Raw genomic sequence first — 26991 nt, 5'->3', positions numbered from 1 at the left:
GGAGATTATATATGGAAGAACGTTATTATCATCTCCAAAATAGCAGAATAAAAAAGAAACGAAGAAGAAAGTTTTTCTACTTCCTTATTTTCTTATTTTTATTTGGTAGTGTAGGACTTTATATATTAAATTCCTACTCTTCTCTCATGGGGATGTATAGTGGTTTTACTCGTGAAAAATCGGATTTGAGAACCGAAGATGTAGAAATTACAAAGGAGCCTTTTACACTCCTTATTATGGGTATAGAAGATTATGCAACAGACGGCCAAAATGGTCGTACAGATTCATTAATGTTTGCGACAGTCAATCCGAAAACGCAAAAGATTTCGCTTATGAGTATTCCTCGGGATAGTCGCGTTCCAATTGTCGGAAAGAATAAAGAGGACAAAATTAACGCTGCGCATGCTTACGGCGGAGAAGAAATGGCAATCAAAACTGTCGAAGGTTTTCTAAAAGTGCCTGTCGACCATTATCTTAAAATTGATTTCCAAGGCTTTAAAGGTATTGTTGATGCTGTTGGCGGTGTTACTGTTGATGTCCCCTTCGATTTTTGGGAGCGTTCAGACGTGGATTACTACAAAAAAATCGAATTTAAGCAAGGACAACAAGAATTAAATGGTGAAGAAGCACTCGCTTACGTTCGTATGCGAAAGCAAGATCCAAATGGCGACTATGGCCGGGCTGCTAGACAAAGACAATTACTAGCTGCTGTTGCTCAAAAACTAAATTCCACCTCTACCGTATTTAAAATTAAAGATTTGACAGCAGTCGTTGGAAAATATATAAAAACTGACATTCCTATTTCTGATGGCCTTGCTCTTTACAAGAAACTTTCTGGGTTTGATCCTTCCACAATACAAACACTCAAACTTGAAGGAGAAGACAAAAAAATAGGTGGTATTTATTACTTCCTTCCAGATCCAAACGGTGTTGAGGCAGTACGTAACGAAATTAAAAAAGAACTAGGAGAAAAGGTAACCACGCAAGAAAATTCAACAACAAAAACGGAATCCACTTCTTCTTCAAATTCGAACTCTAACGAGAAAGCGAAGAAAGAAACGAATCAGAATCAGAACAAAACACCAACTGATCCCCCTCCTTCTACGAATGCTCATGCAGAGTGGATTATGAGAAATCAGCAATAAAACAGCCAAATCGCATGCGATTTGGCTGTTTTTTTATTTATTAAAATGTTTTAAGATTGCTTCTACAATACGCTCTGATGCACGGCCATCACCGTACGGATTAGATGCTTTTGACATCTTATCATGAGCTTCTTTGTCTGATAACAACTCATCAGCAAGACTAAAGATTGTCTCTTCGTCTGTTCCCGCTAATTTCAACGTACCTGCTTCAATACCTTCTGGACGCTCTGTTGTATCACGAAGAACAAGAACCGGTACACCTAATGACGGAGCTTCCTCTTGTACACCACCAGAATCAGTTAACATTAAGTATGAACGAGCTGCAACATTGTGGAAATCAATTACATCTAGCGGCTCAATTAAATGAATGCGGCCATGATCGCCTAAAATATCATTTGCAGTTTCACGAACAACAGGGTTCATATGAACAGGATACACAACTTGTACGTCTTCATGCTTATCAACAAGACGCTTAATTGCACGGAACATATTACGCATTGGCTCTCCTAGGTTTTCACGACGGTGAGCTGTCATAAGTACAAGACGATCACTTCCAAGTTTCTCTAGTACAGGATGACTATATGTTTCTTTTACAGTCGTTTTTAGTGCGTCAATCGCTGTATTTCCTGTTATGAAAATACGTGATTCATCTTTATTTTCTTTCTGTAAGTTCGTTGCTGATTTTGCTGTAGGTGAGAAATGAAGATCTGCCATTACACCTGTTAATTGACGATTCATCTCTTCTGGGTATGGAGAATATTTATCCCATGTACGAAGTCCTGCCTCCACATGACCTACTGGAATTTGATTATAGAAAGCAGCTAAGCTTGCGATAAACGTTGTCGTTGTATCACCATGTACAAGTACGATATCCGGCTTTGCTTCTTTCATTACTTTATCCAAACCTTCTAAACCACGCGTTGTAATATCGATTAAAGTTTGGCGATCCTTCATAATATTCAAATCGAAATCTGGTGTAATTCCAAAGATACTTAATACTTGGTCTAACATTTGACGATGTTGTGCTGTTACAGTCACAATCGATTCAATTTTCTCTGGATGCTTTTGCAACTCTAATACAAGAGGTGCCATTTTAATTGCTTCTGGACGTGTCCCGAAAATTGTCATTACTTTTAAACGTTCAGTCATTTCATTGCCTCTTTTCTTTCACTAGTTACAAATCCTATTATGACATATAAGAATATACATGAATACATACCTTTTTAACGAATAACGGAAAAATCCCTCTTATGAATACTTTCTCTTCCAACAGAATAATAATCTATTCCTTGTTTCTTAACATCCTCATCAGTATAACAATTTCTTCCATCAAATAAAATAGGTTCTCTCATAAGTTGTACGTACTTTCCTAACGGATACGTTCGGATAGCCTCCCATTCTGTCACGATAAAAGCCGCACTCGCTCCTCTAATCGATTCATCTATACATTCACTATATTGTATAGTCTCCCCAAAGATATTTTTCATATTTTGAATCGCCTTCGGGTCATATAATACTATGTCTGCACCTATATTCATTAATTCTTGTATCATAATAAGGGACGGTGCGTCTCTTATATCATCTGTATTCGGTTTAAATGCTGCTCCCAGCACTGCAATTCGCTTCTTGTTCATATTTATTACTTTCTTCGCTTTCTCAATCAATAATAGCTGTTGTTTATTATTTACTTCAATGACGGCTTTTAACAAACGAAAATCATGTGCCACATTCCCTGCAATTTGCACAAGCGCTTTCGTATCTTTCGGAAAACACGATCCCCCGTAACCAATGCCCGCATTTAAAAAAGACGACCCAATTCTCTTATCCATTCCCATTCCTTTTGCAACATCTAATACATTAGCTCCTACCTTCTCACATATATTTGAAATCTCATTGATAAAACTAATTTTTGTCGCTAAAAAGGCATTCGATGCGTATTTAATCATCTCTGCACTTTTTATATCTGTAACATACGTTTGCAAATGTAATTTACTATATAAATTCTCAACTTTTCGCGCCGCTTCCTCATTATCAGCTCCAATTACAATACGATCTCCCTGAAAAAAATCGTAAATCCCTGAACCCTCCCGTAAAAATTCGGGATTCGATACAATATGTAATTCATGCCTATTTTGTAATGTCTCCTCAATCCATCCCCTCATAGCACCATTCGTCCCTACAGGAACAGTACTTTTTGTAACAACAATCATGTCTTTAGTCGCATATGCTCCAATATCAAAACATGCATTTTGAATATATGTTAAATCTGCTGTCCCATCTAATAACGATGGCGTTCCAACTGCAATAAATATAAATTCTGCATCATGAAATGCTTCTTCTTTACTTGTTGTAAAAGTTAAACGATTATTCTCACACGCATCATGTATTAATTCATATAAGCCAGCTTCATAAATAGGCAGATCCCCTTGTTTTATCCGTTCAATTTTCCCATCATTTATATCAAAACATGTAACCGAATGTCCCAATACTGCCAATCCTACTCCTGTAATCAATCCAACGTATCCGGTACCTATTATCGTAATTTTCATTTCCTTTTCGCACAGGAATATACAATAGAAAATATACGAATACATAGAATTTCCCCTGTGCTTCCCCCTCTCACATTAAAAATGAGAAAACTCTTTTACTTCTTTATTATATGAATTGCTTTCTTCATTCTTTTTTAAGTTTTTGTAAAATTAAATATTGTCCATAAAACCAATAGAAATTTTACCGAGATTAAAGCTGCACGTTCAGGCTTGAAAAATTCCCACATTTTAACACGGAACTTACTCATTTCTACGTGTAACACTTATAATATTGAAATAAAATTATTCGCTATTAAAGAGAAAGAGAAAATGTCATATTCCAAAGCCCTATACGATTAACCTTCTCAAACAATTCAACATTCTGTATACCATTGTCATATATTCTATCCGCTTCCATTTACCATAAAACGAAAAAAAGATTGAATTCTAATCTTTTTGTGATACCATATGTTATGAGCCTGTAAATAAACATCATAATTTTCAGATAAATATATTAAAAAAAATTACGTTAGACTATAAAAGGGTGGGGTATTAATGGACTCACAAGTGATTTATGCCATTTTGGCATCTTTCATCACTGTACTCGTCGTTACTCCTTTAGTTATTAAGTTAGCTTTTAAAATAGGAGCAACAGATAAGCCAAACGCGCGTAAAGTACACCAAAAGATTATGCCTCGTCTTGGCGGGTTAGCAATATTTATTGGTGTGGCTGTTGGATTTGTTGTCGGTGGCTTATACGAACAAAGAATGTTATCGATAACGCTAGGTGCGATTATCATTGTAATCATCGGTATTTTAGATGATATGTACGAGTTATCTGCGAAGGTAAAATTCGGTGGACAACTATTAGTTGCCATTATGATTGTAAAAAGTGGATTATTAGTGCAAGTATTATATATTCCAATCCTCGGGGATACTGAACTTGGATGGCTTGCTTACCCAATTACAGTATTTTGGATTGTAGGTATTACAAATGCAATCAACTTAATTGATGGTTTAGATGGATTATCTGCTGGTATTTCATCTATCGTACTGGCAACGCTAGCATATATGGCCTTCACTAGCCCATGGGGCACTGGAGCTGCTATTATCTTACCACTAGCATTAATTACATTAGCAAGTACAATTGGATTTTTATTCTACAACTTCCATCCAGCAAAAATTTTCATGGGAGATACAGGAGCACTATTTTTAGGATACTGTATTTCTGTTATATCGTTACTTGGATTATACAAAAGTGTAACGCTATTCAGCTTTATCGTTCCAGTTATCATTTTAGGCGTGCCTGTATTTGATACGACATTTGCAATTATCCGTCGTATCGTAAATAAAAAACCTATTTCAGCACCAGATAAGTCGCATTTACATCACCGTTTACTTGCAATGGGCTTCTCACATCGCAAAACGGTACTAATTATATACGCATTCGGTATTTTCTTTAGTGTAAATGCAATCATTTTCTCTAGTGCGACATTATGGTTATCCATTATTCTTCTTTTCGTTTTAATCTTCTTTACAGAGATTATTGCTGAAGTAATTGGACTTGTACATGAACGTTACAAACCACTTATTTCCTTTTATAAAAAAGTGAAAAAACGCGAAGACTAATTGTAGTATAGCCTTTACTATTATGAAATATTCAAATAGCATCCTCTTTCTTATAAGAGGATGCTATTTTTTATTCATTATTTTACATTTCCAAAATATAGCTTGTTTGAGAGTTCCACTATTGGAGAAAGATATACATAATAAGAAAAGGATTATATTTTCTTTTTTACATCTTGATTGTCAAACTGAGGGTGAATGTTATGATCAAGCGAGTATTTCAATACATTATTTTATTTTTAACGATTACTATGTACGCGTCATCTCATGCAGGAGCGACTACCATTCCCCCTGCTGAACATCATCCAAATACCGAAACTACCTCTTCTACCAAAAAAATCGCGTACTTAACATTTGATGACGGACCAAACAAATATACTACGCAAATTTTAAACATCTTAAAAGAAAAGAACGGAAAAGCAACTTTCTTTGTTATTGGTGGAAAAGTGCCACATTATAAAAAGACAATGCAACGATTAATTAAAGACGGACATTATATCGGGCTTCACAGTATGTCACATGATGTAAAACGCCTTTACACCGGTGATCCATCTGCTTTAATTACAGAGATGGAACAAACACAAAGCATCGTTCAGCAAGTTACAAAATTAAATTCACATCTCGTTCGTGTCCCGTATGGTAGCATGCCTTATTTAAAAAAAAATTACCGTGATGCACTTGTATCAGCCCAGTATAAAATGTGGGATTGGACAATCGATACATACGACTGGAAAAGCTATGATAACCCTTCTGCCATTCTAGAAAGGGTGCGTAATCAGAGCGATGAACAAGTCGAAGTAATTTTAATGCATGATTCGAGTGTAACCGTACAAATACTGCCACAAGTAATTGATTACTTACAGTCACAAGGATACAAGCTTCTTCCCTATAATCCATCTTCTCATCTCGAAGTAAACTTTTGGAAAGACACAAGATTGTAACAGCTTTAGTGCCTATGTGCTAAAGCTGTTTTATTTTTCTCTTCCCACCCTTCCCATTTTTGTGTAAAATTTTAAATAGTGATGAAGTTTCGAGGTGAATAGAAATGAAACGAATAGATCTCATTTTTAACGCAATACAAAAAAGCAATTATACAGAAGGTGTAACTGCATCAGAACTCGCTACCCTGTTGCAGCTAGATCGAGCCAATGTAAGTAGCGACTTAAACAAACTCGTAAAAGATAAACGTTTATTAAAAACAAATACGCGTCCTGTTCGTTTTTATATAGAAACGAACACTTCGTTGGAAACGCATTCAAAAGAAGCAACTTCATTAGATACATTTGCAGTTGAAAATACGAGCCTTAAAATCGCAATCGAAAAAGCGAAAGCTTCTATTCTCTATCCTCCAAACGGTATGCATACTTTACTGCTCGGAGAAACAGGCGTCGGAAAATCCATGTTTGCTTCTTTAATGCACGAATATGCAATTGAAGTTGAACAGCTTCCTAAAAATGCACCATTTATCGTCTTTAACTGTGCTGATTATGCAAATAACCCACAGCTACTACTCGGGCAATTATTTGGGATTAAAAAAGGAGCGTATACAGGGGCAAGTGATCAAAAAGGGTTAATTGAAAAAGCACATGAAGGGATCCTTTTCTTAGATGAGGTACATCGCCTTCCTCCAGAGGGACAAGAAATGCTTTTCACCTTTATTGACCGCGGAGTATATCGCCGCCTTGGAGAAACAGAAAACGAACGTAAAGCACAAGTATTGATCATTACTGCAACAACAGAAGAACCAAATTCATTTTTATTAAAAACATTTACAAGACGTATACCAATGACTGTCACGCTGCCACCACTTCGTGAGCGTACACATAAAGAACGTTTTGCTTTACTGCAACTATTTTTCACAAATGAAGCAATTCGCTTGCGAAAAGAAATTCACGTTAGCCCAAATGCAATGCGTGCTTTCGTCTTTTACAATTGTCCCAATAACATCGGCCAATTAAAAACGGATGTACAAATTGCCTGTGCGAAAGCCTATTCTGACTTCGTGACAAAGAAACGTGATTCTGTCTATGTTTCAAGCACAGACTTACCTTGGTATATGAAAGAAGGACTATTCATTGAAAGAAAGAGCCGTCATCTATACCAAATACCGAATGAAACATTTATATTTACAGGTGATGAAGGTTGGAGTAATCATAAAATAGAAAATGAAAAACAGTCTTCTATTTACGATTATATTGACTATAAATATGAAGAACTTCAAGCTCGTGGTATTGAAGAGGAAGAATTAGAATTACTAATAGAAAATGATATTCAAAGCTTTTTCGTACAATATTTTAACCAAATGTCAAAAAAGACAAGTCATGAAAATGTTTTTAAAATTGTAGATCGTAATATCGTTTCCGTTTGTGAAAAAATTGCTGAACTTGCTGAAAAACATTTATCCAAGACGTTCGATGAAAAAGTATTTCTCGCTTTAAGTTTACATGTACAGACAACTCTACAACGTTTACAGGCTGGAAAACAAATTCATCACCCGCAATTAAATCAAATTCGTACGAAATATAAAGAAGCTTTTTCCGTAGCTATGCAATGCATTCAACTACTGGAAGACGAATTACAAATAACAATGCCTATCGATGAAGCAGGCTTTTTAACAATGTTCTTCGTTGTTGATCCAATTCCTGCCTCACAAACAGAAGTAAAAGTATTAATATTAGCGCACGGCAACGGCATAGCAACAGAAATGGCAAACGTCGCAAATGAACTGCTCGGCATTGACGAAGTAACCGGTATCGATATGCCGTTACATGAATCGCCGAAAGATTTCTTAGAGCGTGTGAAAGTGTATATGAAAACACTCCAAAATGTAAACGGGCTTCTCTTACTCGTTGATATGGGATCTCTCGCTTATATTGGTGATATATTAGAAACTGAGTTCAAAATTCCAGTGCGTGTTCTTTCCATGACAAGCACTCCACATGCACTAGAAGCGGCTCGAAAAGCTCAGCTTGGCTACTCGTTAGATGCATTATATGAAACGGTGAAGAACTTAACACCGTTTTACTTAAACGTACAAGAAGAAAAGAAAAAACCACTATCACCAATGAAATCTGTTATTTTGACAGCTTGTTTAACTGGGGAAGGCAGTGCTTTAGCTATTCAAAAAATGTTGGAGAACTATTTGCGATTTGACAAAGACTTAATTGAAATCATTCCGATTAGTATCGTCCATGAAAAAGATTTAACGAAAATGATTGAGAACATAAAAAAAGAGCGGAACATTATTTGTATCGTCACGAATTTCGATGTACAAGTGCCATGCTTAACATATCATTTCCAAGACATTGTAAACTACACAGCGATTCAGCCAATTCAAGAATTAATTACGTACGAAGAAACATATGCAAAAATGGCTGATATTCTTGAACAACAAATGCAGCGTAACGACGGAGCATTACTTATTAAAACGATCCGTTACGCATTGAATACAATTCAAGAATTAATTTCCTTACAGCTAACTCCTGACAGTTTAATGGGTGTTATTCTGCATATGAGCTGTATGGTTGACCGTCTTCAAAAGGGAGAAAGCCTTCTCCCTCATCCAGATAAAGAGAAACGAAGACAAGATGAATACTGGATGTATATGAAAGTAAAAAAAGCATTGCAGCCAATTGAAAATACATTTGAAATACAAATACCTGATGACGAAGTGTTTTATGTTATGGACTTCTTCATTAAAAATCAGCCTCTAAAAAATTAATCGTGGCAGTTTTTTAGTATATCGATCTTAACTCAGATTTTATCGGCGATTTTCAAAATATATCAGCGCAACTCGAGTTTTATCAGCGATTTTTCTAATATATCGATTTACCGTCAATAATCGCTAAAATTCGCACCTTATAACAGAAAAGGCTGTTCAATATGAACAGCCTTTTTTCTACTTCTTTACTTTCCTAATTCTCCCCCTTATTTCACCCTTCTTATGGGACTTCGTATAAACATTTACATATACATTCGCCTGAATGATTTCTTGCAGTAAGCTATCAAACGCTCGCCCCTGTAAAGGCCCTTCAAAATCCCCCACATTAACTACACCAGTGACGACTCCTTCATTAACACTAATACCTTGCTTTAATGGACCAAATAAACTTAAAACAATTGGACCAATTTGATTTGCTTTCCCTAAATGAATTTGGCATGATGTAACTTTTTCTATGTTTTTCAATATGACCCGATATTGCAACTTCTTTAAATCCTCACTAAATATAAACTCTGCTACGCCATAAGCTTCTGTATTTACAGGAGGTATTTCCCTCTTACCTGTTAACCTCGCAAAGAAATGTGTTGTCATACGGGCATTCTCCTTATATAAATTTCCCAGCACTACTTCTACTACTTTATGGTTTATACATAATCATTTATGACTTTTTCAAGTGTTAATTACGAAGAAAAGATTCACATAATCTTTACACTAGAATCGTTCCTTTTTCTTTACTACCTCTTGTATAATGCACTTAGAAAAACATTCTAGGAGGTCGTTTTGGAAAATAACAAATACACTTTTCACACATTATTAGAGATTTTTCTCGTCTCATTTAAATTAGGACTTACTTCGTTTGGTGGCCCCGTCGCCCATCTCGGCTATTTCCACCACGAATATGTACAAAAAAGAAAATGGATGGATGAACGAATCTATGGAGATTTAGTAGCACTATGTCAATTCCTCCCTGGTCCTGCTAGCAGCCAAGTCGGTATGGGCGTTGGATTATTAAGAGGCGGGGTATTCGGAGCTATTATTTCATGGATTGGGTTCACTTTACCGTCTGTGCTTGTTTTAGTTTTCTTCGCCTCATTCCTTAATCAGTTCGACCTTGGAAGTGCTGGCTGGATTCATGGGCTAAAACTTGTAGCAGTCGCTATTGTCGCTCATGCAATATGGGGAATGGCGCAAAAATTAACGCCAGACCGAAATCGTGCGACGATTGCAATTGCAACTGCCTCAATCGCCCTATTATGGCCAAGTAGCTGGACACAAGTCACTCTCATTATCATATCTGGCTTTATCGGCTGGCTTTTATATCGCAACGAACCAATTAGTCAATCTCAACATATAAAAGTACCTATTTCAAAAAAGATAGCAGTTTCTTGTCTCGTCTTATTCTTCGGACTATTACTACTGCTACCAATAGTAAGACCGTTCTCTTATTACATCGCTTTATTTGATAGTTTCTATCGCTCTGGCGCACTTGTATTTGGAGGCGGACACGTCGTCCTCCCTCTTCTTGAAGGTGAGTTCGTACAAAACGGAATGATGACGAAAGAACAATTCCTAGCTGGATACGGATTAACACAAGCAATGCCAGGACCATTATTTACATTCGCCTCTTATATAGGAGCAGTGTTAAACGGGACGCTTGGTGCCATACTTGCAACAATTGCGATCTTTCTTCCTGCTTTCTTACTCGTTATTGGTGTTTTACCCTTTTGGGACAGTGTGAGAAAAATATCTTTCATACAAGGCGCACTACTTGGAGTCAATGCGGCCGTTGTCGGTATTTTATTAGCAGCTTTTTATGACCCGATTTGGACAAGCACGATTATGAACGCTGTAGATTTTGTTTTTGCATCTCTTCTATTTTGCTTGCTCGCTTTTTGGAAAACACCACCTTGGGTTATCGTTATACTTGGAGCCTTTGGCGGATATATTCTATCCATTTTATAAATAAAAAAAGACGGCATAATGTAGCCGTCTTTTTTCTATTAAAACTTTATAAGCTCTATTCCTTCAGGCAACTCACTCTCTGTTAAAATACGCAATTCTTTCACGCGATCCATTACGTAAGAAGAACGCTTCACAAGCTCTGGGTCAATATAAGCTGGATGAACCATAATTTCTACCGTTTGTTCACCTTGTACTCTTTCTTTTAACTTCACGAAGTAATCTTCCGTCACACCATCTGCGTAAAAATCACTGTAAAATACGTCAGAAAATGGGCGTACTGCTCGCTCTTCCTCACAACGACGGATCGGAACATTATATGTAGCCGCTAATCTCTCAAGAACATCGTGCAAAATCGGTAATCCGTGCACATGGTGATGACTATCTAGATGAGTTGGCGTTAATCCGTAAGATAAGAATTTCTCAATTTGAGCAGTCCACTCTCTCTCAACTTCCTCTGGATTTACTTTCCCTTCCCATACGACACTTTGTTTATGAAACAATCCATCGCTACTTACAAGTGACGGTACATCTCCAAGAAGCGGTTTCCCTGCCGTTAATACGAGATGTACTCCTACCCCTAACGTTTTATACTCTTTTGCTAAGCGTACCGCATGCTCTGTTCCTGGCATATTCATCATCATCGTCGTTGAATTTACAAGTCCATTTATATGTCCATCAATAATGCCGTAATTTGTACCTTCTGTAAGACCGAAATCATCTGCATTTACAATTAATTTAATCATCATAATACCTCCTAATAGAATAAAAAAAGCGGGCTAAATAGCCCCGCTTTATTTCTCTACCTTTTTGAAGAACTGCGGAAGATATTCTTTATGCGCTTCCAACATTTCATCTAAAATTTGTTTTGCCACTTTATCTGATGGTACAAGTGGATTAATTGTCATAGCAAGCAGCGCTTTATGATAATCCCCTGTAACAGCAGCTTCAATTGTTGTGCGCTCAAATGATTTAATTTGTTGTACTAAACCGCGAACTGGTACCGGAAGATCTCCAACTGCAATTGGTTTTGGACCTTCTTTCGTAATAATACAGTTCACTTCAACAGCCGAATCATGTGGCAAGCTTGCAATTGTTCCGTTGTTTCGTGTATTAACAGGCTGGATATCACCTTTATTATTATAAATAGACGTAATTAAGCTACATGCTGCGTCACTATAATAAGCGCCTCCACGTTTTTCTAATTGTGGTGGTTTAATATCTAAATTCGGGTCTTTATATAACTCGAATAAATCATCTTCTAATTGTTTTACTACTTCTGCACGTGTACCTTTTTCAACCGAAGCTTCTTTCTCTTCTTCTAGCATTTCACGTGTTTTGTAGTAGTAACGATGGTATGGACATGGAATTGCACGAAGGCCGCGAATAAAGTCTGGTTCCCAGTTAAGCGCAGCGATATTTTCCATCGTAATTTGCTTTTCTGGATCTGTTACAAGCTCTAACACACGATCCATTACACTTACGCCATCCAAATATACATCTAGTCCGTATACCATATGGTTTAAACCTGCGAAGTCAACGTGTACACGACTTGCATCTACCTCAAGTAATCTCGCAAGACCCATACGGATTCCGATTGGAACGTTACATAGACCAACTACTCTTTGAATATTTGTATAACGAAGAACAGCTTCTGTTACCATACCAGCTGGGTTTGCAAAGTTAATTAACCATGCATTCGGACAAAGCTCCTCCATATCCTTACAAATATCTAAAATAACAGGAATCGTTCTCAATGCTTTGAATAAACCACCAGGACCATTCGTTTCCTGACCGATTACATCATATTTTAACGGGATTGCTTCATCTTTTGCGCGAGCTTCTAATAAACCTACGCGAAGCTGCGTCGTTACGAAGTCAGCATCTTTTAATGCTTCGCGACGATCAAGCGTTAAATGTACCTCAATTGGTAAACCAGATTTTTTTACCATACGTTTCGCTAAGTTACCAACGATTTCTAACTTTTCTTTTCCTGCCTCAATATCTACTAACCAAATTTCACGAACAGGAAGTTCATCATAACGTTTAATAAATCCTTCAATTAACTCTGGTGTATAACTAGATCCACCGCCGATTGTAGCAATTTTAATTCCAGTCATGCTTTATTCCCCTTTCGCTTCAAGCTTTTTATAAAGATCGATAAACTCTGCTGCTAATTCTTTTACTGTAATCGCATTCATTAAATGATCTTGTGCGTGAATTAAAAGAACACTAATCTCTGTTTTTTCTCCTCTTGCTTCTGATTGTATGAGCTCTGTCTGGAAATGATGCGCTTCATTAATCGCTTCTTTCGCCTTTACCATCGCTTCATCAGCCTCTGCCATTTTCCCCTGTTTGGCAAATTGAAGTGCCTCCATCGCAAAGCTTCGTGCATTACCACTATTTAAAATTAATTGGAATGGAATTTGTTCTGCTGTAGTCATCATAATTACCGCCCTCTCTATTATCGTTCAACCGACTTACATACCCCTTCAGTTTGAACATTTCTATTAAAATATTAATTTATGAATGATAGTTTGGTGTTCTTGTAGATGGATCTCATCTTTTTGAACATGATATAAAGGTTAGTTGTTCTGACGAGCTATAAAAACTCGTCAGAACAATACTTTTTAAAGTGATACTGAATTGTTATTTCCTTTTGTTTCAGCTTTTGCAGCTTGTACATAAGTACGGTCACACATTAATACAAATGGATAGTAAATTACTACCGCAATTGCAAAGTTCACTACTTGTAATGCTGCACCAGCAATGCTTCCGCCCGCTACAAGATAACCACTAAAGATTGGTGGCATTGTCCATGGAACTAAAGCAACTGTTTTTGGTACCCATCCTAAAGAGATTGCTGTATAAGAAGTAATAACTAATACCACTGGTGTAAGTACAAATGGAATAATTAATGCTGGATTTAATACAATTGGTGTACCGAAAATAACTGGTTCGTTAATATTGAAGAAACCAGGTCCGATAGATACGCGACCTACACCGCGAAGCTGCGCACTTTTTGCAACAAGCATTACTGCAACTAAGAATGCTAATGTTGCACCAGATCCACCGATATATACATATACATCAAAGAATGGTTTTGTGAAGATGTGCGGTACATCATATGCAGACATACCATCGTTAAATAATTTAATATTCTTTTCTAATGCTGGTAAATAAATTGGGTCAATAATACCACCAACGATATTAGGACCATGTAATCCGAAGAACCATAATACGTGAATAAGTAATGCTACAATAATTGCACTTGGTAATGTACCTGCTAAACCTTGTAATGGTACTTGAATTGTTTCAAATACGATTTTATGAATGCTTGTTCCTGCTAATTTCACTGCTAATTGAATGCTTGCTGTTACGATTAAAATAACGAATGCTGGAACTAATGCTGCGAATGATTTCATTACTGCTGGTGGAACACCATCTGGCATTTTAATTGTAATATCTCTTTGGACAAAGAATCTAAATGCCTCTGTTACAAGAAGAGCTACAATTATAGAAACGAATAAACCTTGTGATCCAGTCCATGCTAAATCAATACCGCCTTCTTTTGGCGTTGTCGGAGAAATAATGATTAATGCACCGAATGTAATGATTGCTGCTGACAACGCGTCAACGCCGTAAGATTTCGCTAAATTATAACTTATCCCTACTGCGACTATGAGGGCGAGTATAGCGAAGGAACCTGCCCACATACCGCCGCCGATATCTTTCCAAACTTCCCCGAATGCACCTTTCATAAATTTTTGGAATGCATCCACTGGTAAGTTATTAATAAGTATTGCAAATGATCCAACTAAAATAAGTGGCATAACGGCGATAAATCCATCACGGATCGCAACTAAGTGGCGCTGCGATCCAATTCTACCTGCGATTGGGACTAAATATTTCTCCATAAATGCAATAAACTTTTGCATTTTGCTTCCCCCCTAATTATTTTTTAAGTGTTAATGCGTGATCTAAAACTGCTTCTCCATTCATCATGCCGTAGTGCATTGGATTGATAACGTCGATTCCAACGTTTCTCTCATCAGCAAGCGTTTTCATTGAAGACAGCATGTAACGAACTTGTGGTCCTAGTAATAATACATCTGCTTGATCGATATTTGTTTTTACTGCATCCCCAGATACAGCCCAAATCTTTCCTTCTAGACCGCGAGCTTTTGCAGCCGCTTCCATTTTTGTAACTAGTAAACTTGTAGACATCCCTGCTGAGCAACATAATAAAATATTCATTTGAAAATCCCCCTTGTGTAGTATAAAAAATTTATATTTTATTTATTTTTCTTTACGCTATTTATTAATGCAATTAGCGTGCCAACTTTTTAAAACCACTAAAATCAGCACTTTTTCGACTATTTTCTTTGTGTGTTAACGCTTTCAATTAGTGTGTCGATCAAAAAACACACAGTGTGTTATAAAACAACACGCTTTTAACACATAACTGTATGAAAATAGATTAGTGTTTAGTTGTCTAGTTGTGTTTAAAACAAAAAAAACACTAAAAAAATTTTTTTAGCGTGAAAATCTATTAAAAAAACTCCTCTATCTATTGTCCAAGCAAACTCTACTAAATCACATAGAATAGAGTAAAGTAACACAATTCGAAAGGGGATTCCTATGCCAAAACATAGAAAACAAAGCAAAATAAAGATTTATAGAATAACAAGCTATAAAAAAGACAAACGTTCTGAATTAAACTCTAACAAATTTGAACTAGAACAGCAGGAAATAGAAAATAAGCAGGACAAGCACGGTAAACAAGGCAAACAGGATAAACAGGACAAGCAAGCACAAACGGAAAATGTAGTCATAGTACCCACGGATTCACACAACCTAGATATATGGGATGAAATTTCTTTAAAAGAAATACAAGCTGGTGAACATACAAGTTTATTGAATGAAAAAAGCAATTATCAAAATATTCATTTGCTACAAGTAAGCGATATCCGTTTATATTTGGACAAGCAACTACAATTCAGTTCCGTCGATGAGCAAATTTATCATGAAGCACTTGTACATCCAATTATGTCAAAAGTAATTGATCCAAAACGTGTTCTCATATTAGGTGGTGGCGATGGTCTTGCCCTGCGAGAAGTTTTGAAATATGAAACTGTGCTACATGTAGACCTTGTTGATTTAGATGAGGCAATGATTAATATGGCACGTAATGTTCCAGAAATAGTATCTTTAAACAACAATGCATTTTTGGATAGTCGCGTGAATGTGCACGTATGTGATGCGAAAGAATTTCTAAATTCTCCTTCATCCTTATACGATGTAATTATTATTGATTTTCCTGATCCAGCAACAGAAATTTTAAGTACTTTATATACAAGCGAACTTTTTGCTCGGATAGCTACATTCTTAACAGAAGATGGTGCATTCGTCTGCCAATCTAATTCACCTGCTGATGCACCTCTTGTATATTGGAGTATCGGTAATACAATTGAACATGCGGGATTAACTGTGAAAAGTTATCATACAATCGTTCCTTCTTTCGGAACTGACTGGGGATTTCATATTGCCGCTAATTCTGCCTATGTACTCGATCAAATTGAGCAATTATATGTAGTGCCAACGCCTCGAACATTACCTTCTCTTCTTTCTCCTTTATTTCAATTTAGAGAAGAACATTTAGAACAACGTAATCTCGCTCTTTTAAACTCAGAATCGAATCTTATCCTACATCAATGTTACAAACAGGAAATGGAATTTTAACAACATTATAGTAAGGAGCGCTACCTTATGGAATATTCTACTTTCGGTAAGCATATAATAGTAGATTTATGGGGAGTGGATTTTTCCCTATTAGATGATATTTACTTTTTAGAACATCATTTAGTTCACGCTGCTGACCAATCTGGTGCCCACGTTTTAAACGTAAGTACAAAAGAATTTAATCCGCATGGTGTTACTGTTTTAGTTTTACTATCAGAAAGCCACCTCTCTATTCACACTTATCCCGAAAAAAACTTTGCAGCTATCGACTGTTATACGTGCGGTACAACCGTTGAACCGCAAATAGCGATTGATTATATCGTAAGTATATTAAAACCAAATAAGATGCATATGAAAAAACTGATTCGTGGTATAGGAGAGATTGTTACTGTCGATTAAATATCACTCTTACTCATTTGTAAAAAGGAGGATTGTAAATACCATCAGTGGAACAAACACTCCACTGATGGTACAGACACATACATAAAAAACCTTGCATACGCAAGGTTCATTCAGCTACCGACATCTTCTTATATAATTCTACAAATTCACTCGCTAATTCCTTCACCGTAATTGCATTCATTAAATGATCTTGCGCGTGCACCATTAGAAGGGTGACTTCGGTCTTTTCACCACCGGCTTCTTTCTGTATGAGGTCCGTTTGTACACGGTGTGCCTCTTTTAATTCCTCTAACGCTTCTTGTAATTTCGCTTCTGCTTCTGTAAACTCTCCACGCTTCGCGCAATCAATTGCTTCCATTGAACAACTTCTCGCATTTCCCCCATGCAAGATTAAGTGAAAGGCCTTCGTTTCTACCGTATCCATTTTAGTTCTTTACGCCCCCTTTTCTTCCGCTATTTTTTGTTTATCCCATATTTTTAAGAACGGTAAATATATGACGAACGCTAGTGCAAAGTTAACGAGTTGCAAAATCACACCTGAAATTTTGCCACCCGATCCTAAATATCCACTAAATAGAATTGGTGTCGTCCATGTTACAGCAGCACCACTTGGGCGAGCTACCAATCCCCATTCCATTGCGAAATAAGAAACAATCGTTAATACAACAGGAACTACTATAAATGGAATAAGTAAAAGTGGATTCATGACAATTGGCATACCGAAAGTTACCATTTCATTAATATTAAAAATACCAGGTGCAATTGACAATCGTCCTAAACTTTTTAATTGCTGACTTCGCGCAAACAATAACATTCCGACAACTAAGGCTAGTGTTGCACCAGAGCCGCCCATATAAATCCATAAATCAAAAAACTGTGCGGTAATCGTATTCGGTACATCTTGGCCCGCTTGAAAAGCAATCCGGTTCTGATCCATTAACGATAACCAAATCGGGCTCATTACACCGCCCACAATTGTAGCTCCATGAATTCCACACGCCCAAAGGACATGAACGAGAATAACCGCTATAACTGCTCCCCAAAGACTAGCACCAAGTATACTCAGCGGTTCTTGCAGTAGCTTCCCTACAACATTATGAATGCTTCCGAAAGTTGTGTGTTCAAAAATCAATCTAATGATCCAAACAACTGTCACAACAATAAACCCAGGAATAAGCGCTGCAAATGAACGCGTTACTGCCGGCGGAACTGTCTCAGGCATTTTTATAATCATCTTTTTTTGTACAAGAAATCGGTATATTTCAGTAGATATAATTGCAATAATCATCGCTACAAATAAACCTTGGCTTCCCATTAATGCCGCTGGAATTACTCCATCTACCAGTATACTTTCTTTCGTACCCGGCATGATATATGAAACTTGAAATGGAGTTGCAAGTAAAAATGTCACAAGCGACAATGCCCCGGATGCTAAAGCGTCCACTTTATAATATTCCCCAAGCCTGTAAGCGATTCCAAAAACGGCTATTAAAGCCATTATATTAAAAGTTGCACTAACTGGATACCCTAATGCTACGTTCCAGTTTTTCCCGAACAAACTCGCCATGAATTCACTATACCCTGGGATTGGTAATGTACTAATAATAAGAAAAATTGATCCTATAATTAAGAACGGCATCGTCAATACAAGTCCATCACGAATTGCTAGCAAATGCCTCTGCTCTGCAACCTTTCCTGCTACCGGCATTACATATTTCTCTAAAAACCGTATCATCTATCCCACTCTCCTCATGGTTTCATTGACAAAGCTGCTTGCAAGATAGCTTCCCCATTACAAAGTCCGTAATGAACGGATTGAATGACATCAACAGGTACCCCTTTCTCCTTACATAATTCTTTCATTTTCGGTAATAAATAACGTACTTGTGGCCCAAGTAAAAGTACATCGGCTTTATCAATATGGCTATTTACTTCAGAACCTGATACAGCCCAAATCTTTACCTCTATTCCTCTTGCCTCTGCTGCTTTCTCCATTTTAGTAACAATCAAACTGGAAGACATTCCCGCTGCACAGCAAAGCAAAATATTCATCTCGCTTCCCTCCCCCTTCTTCTCAACCTAAATGATGGCGCATCCCTTACCACAACTAGGTTACAAATATATATGTCTAGATTTCCTGCTGTATGCCGAGCTTAAAAACAAAAATTTCTCGGTTTTCACGCTATTCCATCTATCCGTATTTTCCTAGTAAAGAGGACTTTAACTCGCTATAATAATTCAGTATGATTTTTTTAATTGATAGGAGGATATATTTATGAAGGCATATCGCTTTCCACTTATTTTATTATCTTCTATCCTAATTGGTGGTTTCATTGGTTATTTCATGGGTGCCGATGCAGTTGCTTTAAAGCCGCTTGGTGACATTTTCTTAAACTTAATGTTTACGATTGTTGTACCGTTAGTGTTCTTTAGCATCGCGTCATCTATTGCTAATATGGATGGATTAAAACGTTTCGGTAAAATTATGTCTAGTATGGCTGGGACTTTCTTATTTACAAGTATTTTAGCTGCTATTTTTATGATTATTGTCGTGAAAGTATTCCCGCCAGCACAAGGTGTTGTATTAGAACTAACCCAACCTGACAAAGCTGAAAAAGCAGTTAGTGTTGCAGATCAAATCGTTGGTATTCTAACAGTATCTGACTTCTCGAAGTTACTATCTCGTGAAAATATGTTAGCTCTTATTTTCTTCTCTATTTTAATGGGGATTGCAACTTCAGCAGTTGGTGAAAAAGGAAAACCATTCGCTACATTCTTACAAGCTGGTGCAGAAATTTCAATGAAAGTCGTATCTTTCATTATGTACTACGCTCCAATCGGACTTGCTGCTTACTTCGCAGCATTAGTTGGTGAATTCGGACCACAGCTTCTTGGAACTTACTTCCGAGCAGCAATGGTATACTATCCAGCGTCTCTTATTTACTTCTTTGTATTCTTTACGTTCTATGCATACCTTGCAGGTCGCAAGCAAGGTGTACAAGTATTTTGGAAGAACATGGTCTCTCCTACAGTTACATCTCTTGCAACTTGTAGTAGTGCCGCAAGTATTCCAGCGAACTTAGAAGCAACGAAGAAAATGGGTATCTCTTCTGACGTTCGTGAAACAGTTGTCCTTCTTGGATCTACACTTCATAAAGACGGCTCTGTTTTAGGCGGCGTATTAAAAATTGCTTTCTTATTCGGTATTTTCAACATGGAATTCGAAGGACCGAAAACATTGGCAATCGCACTTGTTGTTTCTCTATTAGTAGGAACAGTAATGGGCGCTATTCCAGGCGGCGGTATGATTGGTGAAATGTTAATCGTTTCTTTATATGGCTTCCCGCCAGAAGCATTGCCAATTATCGCAGCAATCAGTACAATCATTGATCCTCCTGCAACGATGTTAAACGTAACAGCAGATAACGCTTGTGCCGTAATGACAGCTCGCCTTGTAGAAGGTAAGAACTGGATCAAAAACAAATTTGCTTAATAGATAGAAAGAGGATGCTCGTTTTGAGCATCCTCTTTTTTTGTTGTTAATCCATTCCGCCACAAATTTGTTACAATCTTCACAAATATTCCACATCCATTATCCATTCTCCGTACTATAATCATGTATGGAAAAGGAGATGGACATAATGACTCAAAGCGCACCAGAATTTAAAGTTTTGCAAAGCATTGCATTCCTTGCTGTCGTTTTGCAAAGTTCGTTATTATATACAATGAATCAAGGACATGTTTTACTTGAGCAATCCCTCATTATGGGTATGCTATTTAATCTCGCAAAATTTTCAGCACCTGCATTCATATTTATCGTCGGCTTCCACTTAATTCGTCAATATACAAAGCAACTTGCCTACGCAGAATATATTTATGAAAAAGCCGCACATTTACTCATTCCTTATCTCTTCTGGTCTATTCTTTACTTATTAACAACAAACGATATGATTACACTACAAAGCGGAATAAAAAGTTTATTACTCGGAACAGCCGCACCTCACCTTTGGTACGTGATTATGATGTTTCAAATTCACCTATTGTTCCCTTTACTGTGCACACTATTTTATTGGTTTCAAAAACGAACAGAAAATAAAAAAGACATATATAAATATATGACTACCTTTGCTTGTTTATATTTCCTCTTAATGTGGTATTCTTCGCACTACATTTTTAATGGAGAGAAATTGACTAGCTCAACAATTTTACATTATACAGACCGTTCCTTCTTCTTCTACTCGTTCTATTTCGTCATGGGAGGAATCGTTGCTGTAGCACTAAAAACGTGGCGTACATTTGTTATGAAACATATCCCGCTTATCACAATATTATTTTTCGTCTTATTTTTATTCATCAATTATGAGTTATTTAGTTTTTACGGAGCAAACTCTATTCATTTAACCGTTTCGACTTATTTAAAACCGTCTATGTTTTTATATATCGTATGCGAAATTATCATACTTTACGTGCTTTCTATTACAATCGTACAGAGACGCGGTTTCTTATATAAAGCTTTACGATTTATCGGGAATTACACATATGGTGCTTATTTAGCTCACTTTTTCTTCTTGCAACTATGTACAAAGTTTCTTTCTCTATTCACACTGCAAGAAAACACAATATTATATAGCCTATTATTATTTACAATAACAGCCACAATCTCGATTTCAGCAATGGTCATATGCAGTGCACTACCATTTCATACATGGATTACAGGACCTTCTCCTACGACAAATATGAGATGGGCGAAGATTGTACTTCGGAAAAATCACGAAAAGGTATTCAAACCATATCTTTGATATAATAGAATTCCATACACGAAAAGAAAGTAGGACACACCTATGATTAATCAAATTGGACAAATTATGCTATATGTAAATAATCAAGATGAAGCCATGCAATTTTGGACTGAGACAGTAGGATTCCAAATTATTGCGGAAGAAAATAACGGACAAGGTTTTCGCTGGATTGAAATTGCACCGTCAAAAGAAGCAGGAACAAGCATCGTCCTTCACGATAAAGAGTTAATTGCAAAGATGCAACCTGAATTAAACTTAGGTACTCCTTCACTTATGTTCTTCTCTAACAACTTAGATCAACTATATAAAGATCTTTCTGAGAAAAACGTTACTGTTGGACAAGTTGTAGATTTACCTACTGGCAGAGCTTTTAACTTTGCTGATAATGAAAACAATTACTTTGCGGTAATGGAACGCAAATAAAAAAGAAGCTATCCGAAAAAGTCGGATAGCTTCTTTCATTTTAAGAAACTTTTTCTACATTCGTTTCCCTATGTTGTATATGGCTCGTGATCCAAGCAATTCCGCCAGCAACAACGAGATAGCATAACAATATTAAAATTTGCATTTGTAATTGCGACCAATCTCCTAAAGAAATCACATCTTGCAATCCTCTAAGAGAATGGGACATTGGAAGAAATTGTCCAATTTTGCTAAGAACAGCTATATTTAATTCTCCTGGGAAAGTCCCACCGCTCGTCGCTAATTGCAAGACGAGAAGCGTTACCGCTAAGAACTTTCCAACAAGACCAAATACCGTTACTAACATAAGAATAAACGTCATGAACGTAAAGGAAATAACGATACTTGATAAAACAAAGAGTGGCACACTTGCAACTTCTAATTTCATAACACCTAGCACAACTACATCTACGAGTAGCGCTTGAATAAGTCCAATTAAATATACCAATCCTAGTTTATTAATAAAATGTACCGTTCCGCTTACCTTCATATTTTGTCTGCGGCCAAGAGGTAAAATATTCGATGCCATAATTCCGCCAACATAAAATGCAAGTGATAAGAAATATGGCGCAATGCCTGAACCGTAGTTAGGCACGTCAGAAACTGTTGACTTCACTAACTGAACTGGCTCTGAGAACATCGTATTGCGTGCATCATCATTGCGAACATCCGCTATCTTCTCTGCGCCCTCTCCCAATTTCGTAGAAAGTTCTTTCGCACCATCGTCAAGTTTAACAAGTCCGTTCGTTAACTGATCAGCACCATGATTCAGCTCTGTTCCCCCGCTCGCAAGTTGATTTACACCTTCTTGTAATGATGTAAACCCAGTTCCCCATTTCGTAAATCCACTAGCTAAATTTGTAGCACCATCTGCTATCTTTTTCGTTCCAGCAGTAGCTTCATTTAACTTAACTCCGAATGTATTCATACCTTCTTCAACCTTATGCTGACCATCTGCAAGCTTCTGTGCGCCTTGTGTCAATTGTTTCTGACTATTATTTAAAGTGTTTGTTGCTTGAGCTAATCCATTAGAAGTAGCGATAATCTTTTGAAAAGCAGGGTCTTGCTGCACCTCTGGATGACTTTTCACGTACTCTTCTAATTGTTGTTTTACACTATTTGCTGCATTGTCCGCTTTCACTTGCCCGTCAACAAGTTTCTCACTTCCGTTCACCCATTCATTTGTACCAGCACTTAATTCACTAACTCCTGATTGTAAAGTTTTTTCACCTTGCGCTAGTAATTCCATACCACTATGAAGTGATGTCGCTCCTTGACTTAGCTCATTTGCTCCCCCTGTTAAGGCAGATTGGCTGGATGCAAGCTTGTCACTTCCCTCTTTCAATTTCGATGTCCCGTCACTTAAACGATGAATGCCACCTGCAAGCTGATTTGCCCCATTTTTTGCATCTGTCGTTCCTTCATGTAACTTCTTAGCGCCATCACTTGCATCACCCAGCCCTTGTGCCAAATCTTGAAACTTTGAAAAGACGCCTTCTGTATAAGATTTCGTAATACTATTTGAGATTTTTGTTTTCATATTTTCAACAGCTGTCGTTCCAATTTGCGCTGCTACAAAGTTTTTACCCGGATTTACTTTGTACTGCAGCTGCGCTGGCTCTGGTTTCTCATCCATTAGTGTACTTACCTTTTTAGAGAAATCCTCTGGAATCGTAACAACCATATAATACTTATCTTCTTTTAGTCCTTCATCAGCATGTTTTTCTGATACGAAATGAAAAGCTAGTTCCTTATTCTCTTTTAAATTTTTTACAAAATCGTCTCCTGCATGAATTGTTTTTTCATCCATCGCAGCACCCTTATCTAAATTTACAATCGCAACAGGCAATTTATCTAATTTTCCATATGGATCCCAATATCCAGCTAAAAAGAATCCTGAATAAATTAAAGGAACGATTAATAAAAAAATTAAAGCGATACGTCCATGTTTATGGTGCCACATCGCTTTCCAATCTTTAAATATAAGTTGAATTCCCTTCATGAAACATACTCCTTCTCCTAATTTCACACCATTACAATGGTTTAACAGATTTACTATACACTTCACTTTCCATACTGTATAATACATCTTTAATTATCAATCCATTCCTTTTGGTCTATAGAAAGGAGAGTCAAAATGGAACTTCTTCAACTAAAATACTTTCAAACAGTTGCACGATTAGAGCATATGACAAAAGCCGCTGAAGAATTGCATATCGCACAGCCTTCGCTCAGCAAAACAATTGCTAGATTAGAAAAGGACTTAGGCGTTCCGTTATTTGACCGCCAAGGTCGACAAATTACATTAAACTCTTTCGGGAAAGTATTTTTAAAACGAGTAGAGCGCATTTTTCATGAATTAAGTGAAGGCGAACGAGAAATTAAAGATTTAGCTGACTTACAACAAAGCTCTATTACGTTGGCTGTTTCTATTCCAAGAATATTACCCGAACTAATTGGTTCTTTTTTACTAGAACATCCTAACGTTCGATTCCAACAATTTCTCGCATCTACTCCTTCTATGAAACGACAACTAGATAATATAGAAATTGACTTTTGCATTTCTTCTGTGCCAATTGAAGGAGAAGAAATTGTTTGGGAACCACTTATTACAGAAGAAATTTTCTTAGTCGTCCCTTCAGGGCACCGTTTATCAGAACGTGAAAGTGTATATTTGCATGAAGTAAAAGACGAACCGTTCATTAGTATGAACACTGGTTATGGATTTCGGCACTTAACGGATGAATTTTGTAAAGAAGCTGGCTTCACTCCACATATCGCCTTTGAAGTAGATGAACCAACCGTGATTAGCGACCTGATTAAGCAAGGCCTCGGCATTGCTTTTGTCCCAAGTTTAACTTTATTAAAAAACTCTACTTTAGCATTAAATAAGTTACGTATTATTGAACCCATTTGTAAGCGAACGATTGGCTTAAGCTGGTCAAAAAAACGTTACTTATCGAAAACCGCTCAGCAATTCCGTGAATTCGTGATTGATTACTTCTCCAATATTAGGACGTAAAATGATATCAAAAAATAAAAGGTGCCATCCCCATAGGGTGGCACCTTTTATTTTTCACTCTTCTCTAATTCTATTTCAGCTAAAAGCGGCAAAACATTATCAAAAATATGCGTATTGTTATTTTCGCCTGTTACATATCCACCGTAATATCTACTAAATACGTTGTCATTTCGGAATGTAGCCATATGATCATATAATTCCTTTGCGAAATTTGTATCACCTGTTTGTAGTACGTACAAAATCGTTAATCCGTAAGCGGCTGGCGATTCATAATTCACAGTTTGTTTTCCCGTTTCTAAATTGTAACGACCGTATAGCTTTCCATCCTCCTGGAATTTCTTCTTTATAAATTCCAAATAAGCATCTGATGAAAGACCACCTAAACTACGATGATATGCAACGTATGATTGGTCAATCAGATTCACTTCTTTGTCGTACGTAAATGTACCATCTGCTTTATACTCTTTCGGGAATGCCCATCCATGCCTTGGATAATCCGCTAAAAATTGAACGACTTCCTCATATTGCTGAGCAGAAACTTTTCCATACTTTTTCATATAGGAGAATGCATGCGGATTTACATATGACGTTGTTGCAAAATCATTTTGTTTCCTTGCATCTGCATCATAATAATCAACATAATAATTATCTTTCTTATTATAACGAATTACAGCATCACTCAATTGATCTGCCAAGTTTTTATAGCGCTCTTCCTTGTACATTTCATAAGCGCGATATAACTGTTCTATAATACGAAGATCATCAATAAGTGCATTTGTAGCTGACTGCATTTCTCCCTTTTCAGAGATTTTCCATAAAACAATTTGGTTCTTATGTACAAAGTTATTTTGAATAACCTTAACTTGTTCATCGAATAACGCTTGATCGTCTTTATCGAGTGTATATTGCAGCCATAGTCCTGCTGATTCCGATAAAGCTTCACGGCCTTTCGCTTCACCAGTACCTGCTTTTGTATCCTCTAAACGATATGTAGCAAGCGTCCCATTTTCATTCACCATATGTCTTAAAATAAAATGTTCCGTACGGTTTCCTTGCAAAGCTGACCAAAATACAATTCCACCTAAAGCGATCAAAAGAATAACGCCAATCACTATATATATACGTTTCCGCAAACTTTTCACCTCCCTAGTAAGGCTATCCTTAATTTTACCAGAACATACGTAAATGTAAAAAAGACAATCTAATAGATTGTCTCCCGTTCCTTTATCCCTCACAAGCCTCTTTAGAAGGTCTATATAGCGATTCCACGAGTCGATCATACTCACTACGCGTAATCTCTTTATTATACAGCTTCAATAATAAATCTCTATGCTCTTTTGAAAATGCCATCTTTTTAATGACTTCAGGATACATAAAACATCCTCTCCATTTCACATAAACTTCTTCACTCCAAAAACAGAACTTATGTTCGCATAAAAGATTATAAAATATTCCTCACTAAAAAACAAACAAAATATTAACTTCTTTCTATTCAGAATATTCAAACATAATATTATCATATCCACTTTTTAAATACATATATATTTTTGGTAGTTTTTTTGAATAAATCTTCCAATTCAATCAG

25 protein-coding genes are annotated in these 26991 nt (G+C 36.8%); 11 read left to right on the top strand and 14 right to left on the bottom strand.

Going from position 1 to position 26991, the window contains the following annotated elements; translation table 11 throughout:
- The first annotated feature begins 11 nt into the window (after positions 1–11).
- Positions 12–1145 (top strand): LCP family protein, encoded by a 1134-nt coding sequence (locus ACTFNE_RS19020; RefSeq protein WP_046198056.1) that lies wholly within the window; start codon positions 12–14, stop codon positions 1143–1145.
- A gap of 33 nt (positions 1146–1178) precedes the next feature.
- Here the strand turns inward: ACTFNE_RS19020 and wecB are convergent, their stop codons facing one another.
- Positions 1179–2294 (bottom strand): non-hydrolyzing UDP-N-acetylglucosamine 2-epimerase, encoded by a 1116-nt coding sequence (gene wecB, locus ACTFNE_RS19015; RefSeq protein ID WP_000140134.1) that lies wholly within the window; start codon positions 2292–2294, stop codon positions 1179–1181.
- Between the two features lie 74 nt (positions 2295–2368).
- Positions 2369–3739 carry a UDP-glucose dehydrogenase family protein gene (locus tag ACTFNE_RS19010; RefSeq protein WP_046198055.1) on the bottom strand — a complete coding sequence of 457 codons (1371 nt, stop codon included), beginning with the start codon at positions 3737–3739 and terminating at the stop codon, positions 2369–2371.
- Positions 3740–4228: 489 nt separating this feature from the next.
- Between ACTFNE_RS19010 and ACTFNE_RS19005 the strand changes: the two genes are divergently transcribed.
- From ACTFNE_RS19005 to ACTFNE_RS18995, 3 genes are all read left to right on the top strand, one after another.
- Complete coding sequence (locus ACTFNE_RS19005; protein WP_016718934.1) at positions 4229–5302, top strand: glycosyltransferase family 4 protein; 1074 nt, start codon at positions 4229–4231, stop codon at positions 5300–5302.
- Between the two features lie 200 nt (positions 5303–5502).
- Positions 5503–6240, top strand: a complete 738-nt coding sequence (locus ACTFNE_RS19000; RefSeq protein WP_000597163.1) for a polysaccharide deacetylase family protein — start codon at positions 5503–5505, stop codon at positions 6238–6240.
- Between the two features lie 104 nt (positions 6241–6344).
- Positions 6345–9020, top strand: a complete 2676-nt coding sequence (locus ACTFNE_RS18995; protein WP_046198054.1) for a PRD domain-containing protein — start codon at positions 6345–6347, stop codon at positions 9018–9020.
- A 177-nt stretch (positions 9021–9197) separates the two neighbouring features.
- Here the strand turns inward: ACTFNE_RS18995 and exsM are convergent, their stop codons facing one another.
- Positions 9198–9611, bottom strand: a complete 414-nt coding sequence (exsM, locus tag ACTFNE_RS18990) for an exosporium regulatory protein ExsM (protein WP_000207029.1) — start codon at positions 9609–9611, stop codon at positions 9198–9200.
- 189 nt (positions 9612–9800) lie between these two features.
- On the opposite strand from exsM, the gene ACTFNE_RS18985 reads away from it, so the two are divergent.
- Positions 9801–10982, top strand: coding sequence for a chromate transporter (locus ACTFNE_RS18985; protein WP_270705801.1), 1182 nt, complete (start codon positions 9801–9803; stop codon positions 10980–10982).
- A 38-nt stretch (positions 10983–11020) separates the two neighbouring features.
- Here the strand turns inward: ACTFNE_RS18985 and chbG are convergent, their stop codons facing one another.
- From chbG to ACTFNE_RS18960, 5 genes are all read right to left on the bottom strand, one after another.
- Positions 11021–11725: a chitin disaccharide deacetylase gene (chbG, locus tag ACTFNE_RS18980; protein WP_270705821.1), complete on the bottom strand. Its 705-nt coding sequence runs from the start codon at positions 11723–11725 to the stop codon at positions 11021–11023.
- Positions 11726–11773: 48 nt separating this feature from the next.
- Complete coding sequence (celF, locus tag ACTFNE_RS18975) at positions 11774–13099, bottom strand: 6-phospho-beta-glucosidase (protein WP_000145757.1); 1326 nt, start codon at positions 13097–13099, stop codon at positions 11774–11776.
- 3 nt (positions 13100–13102) lie between these two features.
- Positions 13103–13426, bottom strand: coding sequence for a PTS lactose/cellobiose transporter subunit IIA (locus ACTFNE_RS18970; protein WP_000989050.1), 324 nt, complete (start codon positions 13424–13426; stop codon positions 13103–13105).
- A gap of 183 nt (positions 13427–13609) precedes the next feature.
- Complete coding sequence (gene celB, locus ACTFNE_RS18965) at positions 13610–14917, bottom strand: PTS cellobiose transporter subunit IIC (RefSeq protein WP_001168841.1); 1308 nt, start codon at positions 14915–14917, stop codon at positions 13610–13612.
- Positions 14918–14933: 16 nt separating this feature from the next.
- A complete protein-coding gene (locus tag ACTFNE_RS18960) occupies positions 14934–15236 on the bottom strand; it encodes a PTS sugar transporter subunit IIB (RefSeq protein WP_001023569.1) in 303 nt (100 codons plus the stop codon).
- 384 nt (positions 15237–15620) lie between these two features.
- Between ACTFNE_RS18960 and ACTFNE_RS18955 the strand changes: the two genes are divergently transcribed.
- On the top strand, positions 15621–16721 hold the full coding sequence (locus tag ACTFNE_RS18955) for a polyamine aminopropyltransferase (RefSeq protein WP_270705798.1): 1101 nt from the start codon (positions 15621–15623) through the stop codon (positions 16719–16721).
- Between the two features lie 27 nt (positions 16722–16748).
- Positions 16749–17120, top strand: coding sequence for an adenosylmethionine decarboxylase (gene speD, locus ACTFNE_RS18950; protein ID WP_046198050.1), 372 nt, complete (start codon positions 16749–16751; stop codon positions 17118–17120).
- Between the two features lie 109 nt (positions 17121–17229).
- Here speD and ACTFNE_RS18945 read toward each other — a convergent pair whose 3' ends face one another.
- Genes ACTFNE_RS18945 through ACTFNE_RS18935 form a run of 3 tightly spaced genes read right to left on the bottom strand, consistent with a single transcriptional unit; the run spans position 17230 to position 19175 of the window.
- On the bottom strand, positions 17230–17547 hold the full coding sequence (locus ACTFNE_RS18945; RefSeq protein WP_046198049.1) for a PTS lactose/cellobiose transporter subunit IIA: 318 nt from the start codon (positions 17545–17547) through the stop codon (positions 17230–17232).
- A 9-nt stretch (positions 17548–17556) separates the two neighbouring features.
- Complete coding sequence (celB, locus tag ACTFNE_RS18940; protein ID WP_046198048.1) at positions 17557–18858, bottom strand: PTS cellobiose transporter subunit IIC; 1302 nt, start codon at positions 18856–18858, stop codon at positions 17557–17559.
- 14 nt (positions 18859–18872) lie between these two features.
- Complete coding sequence (locus ACTFNE_RS18935) at positions 18873–19175, bottom strand: PTS sugar transporter subunit IIB (RefSeq protein ID WP_001023546.1); 303 nt, start codon at positions 19173–19175, stop codon at positions 18873–18875.
- Between the two features lie 223 nt (positions 19176–19398).
- Here ACTFNE_RS18935 and ACTFNE_RS18930 point away from each other — a divergent pair, with 223 nt between their 5' ends.
- The 3 genes from ACTFNE_RS18930 (at position 19399) to ACTFNE_RS18920 (ending at position 22345) form a co-directional block, all read left to right on the top strand.
- The gene (locus ACTFNE_RS18930; RefSeq protein ID WP_000649370.1) at positions 19399–20616 is read left to right on the top strand and encodes a dicarboxylate/amino acid:cation symporter; all 1218 of its coding nucleotides are present in this window, start codon (positions 19399–19401) and stop codon (positions 20614–20616) included.
- Between the two features lie 148 nt (positions 20617–20764).
- Entirely contained in the window at positions 20765–21922 is a 1158-nt protein-coding gene (locus ACTFNE_RS18925; RefSeq protein WP_270705796.1) for an acyltransferase, read from the top strand.
- A 42-nt stretch (positions 21923–21964) separates the two neighbouring features.
- Complete coding sequence (locus tag ACTFNE_RS18920) at positions 21965–22345, top strand: VOC family protein (protein ID WP_000609839.1); 381 nt, start codon at positions 21965–21967, stop codon at positions 22343–22345.
- Positions 22346–22385: 40 nt separating this feature from the next.
- Here the strand turns inward: ACTFNE_RS18920 and ACTFNE_RS18915 are convergent, their stop codons facing one another.
- Positions 22386–24386, bottom strand: coding sequence for a YhgE/Pip domain-containing protein (locus ACTFNE_RS18915; RefSeq protein ID WP_270705794.1), 2001 nt, complete (start codon positions 24384–24386; stop codon positions 22386–22388).
- Between the two features lie 135 nt (positions 24387–24521).
- Here ACTFNE_RS18915 and ACTFNE_RS18910 point away from each other — a divergent pair, with 135 nt between their 5' ends.
- Complete coding sequence (locus tag ACTFNE_RS18910; RefSeq protein WP_270705792.1) at positions 24522–25406, top strand: LysR family transcriptional regulator; 885 nt, start codon at positions 24522–24524, stop codon at positions 25404–25406.
- 47 nt (positions 25407–25453) lie between these two features.
- Here ACTFNE_RS18910 and ACTFNE_RS18905 read toward each other — a convergent pair whose 3' ends face one another.
- Both ACTFNE_RS18905 and ACTFNE_RS18900 read right to left on the bottom strand, forming a co-directional pair.
- A complete protein-coding gene (locus ACTFNE_RS18905) occupies positions 25454–26539 on the bottom strand; it encodes a hypothetical protein (RefSeq protein WP_001231578.1) in 1086 nt (361 codons plus the stop codon).
- 91 nt (positions 26540–26630) lie between these two features.
- Entirely contained in the window at positions 26631–26780 is a 150-nt protein-coding gene (locus ACTFNE_RS18900) for a hypothetical protein (RefSeq protein WP_000283184.1), read from the bottom strand.
- Positions 26781–26991 lie beyond the last annotated feature (211 nt).

This window comes from Bacillus cereus group sp. MYBKT111-2, assembly GCF_051915205.1.
In the GTDB taxonomy this organism is placed as follows: domain Bacteria; phylum Bacillota; class Bacilli; order Bacillales; family Bacillaceae_G; genus Bacillus_A; species Bacillus_A paranthracis.
Note: the sequence above shows the minus strand (reverse complement) of the source record. Positions and strands in the feature narration are given on the sequence as shown.